The following is a 2,575-nucleotide window of genomic DNA, read 5'->3' as shown; positions in this document are numbered from 1 at the left end:
CGCCGTAGATCCGCAGGGTGTCGTCGAACCAGTCCGCGATCGCCTCGTTGAACGACGTCGCCCCCGTTCCGCTCTCGTGCCGCGGCGCACCGCTGGTCATCGCACTCCTCCGTCGTGTCGTCGGAGGCCCGGGCGCCCTCGGGCGCGCCCGGGAGCCGCCGTGGTGCCCGGTCGCCCGGCGCCCCCACGCGTCCCGGGGCGGAGTGGGTACGACCGCAGGAGCGCCCTCGGCCGCACGCGGCGGGTGGCGGGTTCGACCGCCCTACGCGCCGGGTGCGGCCGGCGTCAGCGACGACGGGTGACCAGCCCGACGGCGGCGCCGAGCAGGGCGCCGGCGCCGAGGACCGCCGCGGTCGTCCCTGCGGAGAGGTGCTTCCCCATCGTGATCGCCGGCCGGATCACCACCGGCACGGGGTCGGGGAGCCGCTCGGGCCGGTTCTCGCGCAGCGTCGCCGCCCATGCCGTGACGAAGAGGACCAGCCGGGCGACCACGTTGGCGAAGACCAGCAGCCCGAGGATCGGGCCGAACGCGATCCCGGCGGGCGAGGTCGTGACGGCGGCGAGGTAGACGCTCATGACCTCCTGCAGCACCGCGAGCCCGACGGCGCCGAGAGCCGCCGCCCGGACGGCGCTGCGCAGCGTCACGCGCTCCCGGGGAAGCCGGGCGATCACCCACGTCAGGACGAGCCAGTTCGCGAGGAAGGTCAGGACCACCCCACCGAGGGCGACCAGGAACGCGGACCACCCGGCGCGACCGAGGCCGAGGAACTGCGCCACCGTGCCCGACATCGCCGTGCCCGCGGCGGTGAGGGCCAGGGACACCGCGAGCGCCAGCGCCAGTCCGATCATGGCGAGCAGGTCGCCCGCGTACCGGCGGACCAGGGGCTCGGTCGCCCCGCGCTGGTCCCACTGCTCGGACAGCGCTTCCCGGAGGTTGGTGGTCCACCACAGTCCGGCCAGCACCGCGAGGACCAGACCGAGGATGCCGACGGTGTCGCGCTGGCCGATGGCGGCATCGATGATCGAGTTCAGCGTGTCCGCCAGGACGGGCGGCACCGAACTGGTCAGGGCCTCCCGCAGCTGCGCGAACAGTGCCGGGTCGCCCGCGAGGACGTATCCGGCGGCGGCGAAGGCGATCATGAGGACCGGGACCAGGGTGAGCACGGTGAAGTAGGTGAGGGCGGCCGCGTAGTGGTCGCCGTGCTTGTCGCCGTACCGGACGCCGGCCCGCACCAGGTGGTCGAGCCACCGGTGGCGCGCCCGCAGCAGCTCGAGCCGGCCGAGCACGGTCGGTCGCGACGGCCCTAGCGACGCCGTGCCCGCCGCCACCCGGCCGCCCTCCCCAGGCTCCGCAGGACGGCCATCGGCCACGCCGCCACGAGCATCACCAGAAGGGCCTGGGCGGCGAGGTCCAGGAATAGCAGGCCGACGATCACCACGACCAGCAGCGCGGAGACCACGAAGAGCGCCACCAGCCGCGCCGTCGACGGTGGGTGCTCGCCGCGCCGCGTCAGCAGCGCGGCCAGGTGCGGGTCCGACGCGAGCACCTGACGTTCGATCAGCTCGAGCTCCTGCTCCTCGCGTTCACTCAGCACGGCCGTGACCTCGCATGTCTGCCTCCGCGGGCCCGGGAAGCGTGCGCGCGAGCAGGGGCGCGGGTCGTCACCCGGGGCAGGTGAGAGCCGCGTACCGGTCAGTGGAGTTTCGCCTTGAGCACGATGATGACGACGCCGACCGTGACCGAGGCGGCGATCGACGCGATGCGCGCGGCCGCGGATCGGCGCGACCCGCGCGCCTCGGCGACGCTGCACCCGGTCAGCGCCAGGACACCGAGCCACAGCGCGACGTCGATGCCGGTCTGTACTCCCCACCCGACCGCGCTCGTGAGCAGCAGGACGAGCGCGGCGAGGACGCCCGGACCGGCGGCCAGCGAGCTGGCCCCGAGTTCCCGGGTGATCTCCGATCGCGGGAGCTCGCGCGCGGAGGCCAGGGCCGCCGACAGCAGACCCGAGTAGGCCTCGCCGAAGAAGATGACGAAACCGGTCCCCACGACCGTGACGACGGCACCGACGAAGCCGGTCTCGTGGGCACCCAGGTAGGCGAGGACCGACATCGCGAAGATGGTCCCGGTGAGCACGGCCCGGTAGTGGGGCGCGAGGCCGTCGTGCGGTCCGTCCTCGGAGACGCCCGCGCCGTGGTGATCCCGGGACGACGCCATCGGACATCCCTCCAGACGTCGACCCACCGTGCGGTCACCCCGTGCGGGCCCATTGCGCACCGTGCGGTCACGAGGGCCGATCGGAATCACCCGCGGTGGATGAGCCCGGCTCCGTGCGGCCCACGGACGCTGATCGGGACCCACTCGAAGTCCCGGAAGGAAGCACCCCATGGCCACCTTGACCGTGTGGAAGTTCGCGGACCCGGACGCTGCCGACGCCGCCGTCGACACGTTGCAGTCCCTGGAGAAGCAGCAGCTGATCAAGCTCCACGACGGAGCCACCGTGAGCTGGCCGGCCGGGGCCAAGCACCCCAAGACGCGTCAGCTCCACAGCCTGACGGGCGCGGGCGCCATGGG

The 2,575-nt window shown here is 73.7% G+C and carries 3 protein-coding genes and 1 pseudogene; 1 reads left to right on the top strand and 3 read right to left on the bottom strand.

The features are described 5' to 3' along the window. Positions 1 to 285: 285 nt before the first annotated feature. The 3 genes from yhjD to AC0CYZ_RS00905 all read right to left on the bottom strand — a co-directional run bounded on the left by yhjD (position 286) and on the right by AC0CYZ_RS00905 (position 2,218). Positions 286 to 1,287 carry an inner membrane protein YhjD gene (yhjD, locus tag AC0CYZ_RS00915; protein ID WP_472211195.1) on the bottom strand — a complete coding sequence of 334 codons (1,002 nt, stop codon included), beginning with the start codon at positions 1,285 to 1,287 and terminating at the stop codon, positions 286 to 288. 17 nt (positions 1,288 to 1,304) lie between these two features. Then, entirely contained in the window at positions 1,305 to 1,595 is a 291-nt protein-coding gene (locus AC0CYZ_RS00910; protein ID WP_472211193.1) for a DUF3040 domain-containing protein, read from the bottom strand. Between the two features lie 98 nt (positions 1,596 to 1,693). Then, on the bottom strand, positions 1,694 to 2,218 hold the full coding sequence (locus tag AC0CYZ_RS00905) for a hypothetical protein (protein WP_472211190.1): 525 nt from the start codon (positions 2,216 to 2,218) through the stop codon (positions 1,694 to 1,696). Between the two features lie 169 nt (positions 2,219 to 2,387). Here AC0CYZ_RS00905 and AC0CYZ_RS00900 point away from each other — a divergent pair. Then, positions 2,388 to 2,575: pseudogene (locus tag AC0CYZ_RS00900) on the top strand (DUF1269 domain-containing protein); the annotation flags it as partial.

The organism is Actinomycetospora sp., assembly GCF_055612215.1.
This window is presented reverse-complemented; position numbering and strand designations above follow the sequence as displayed.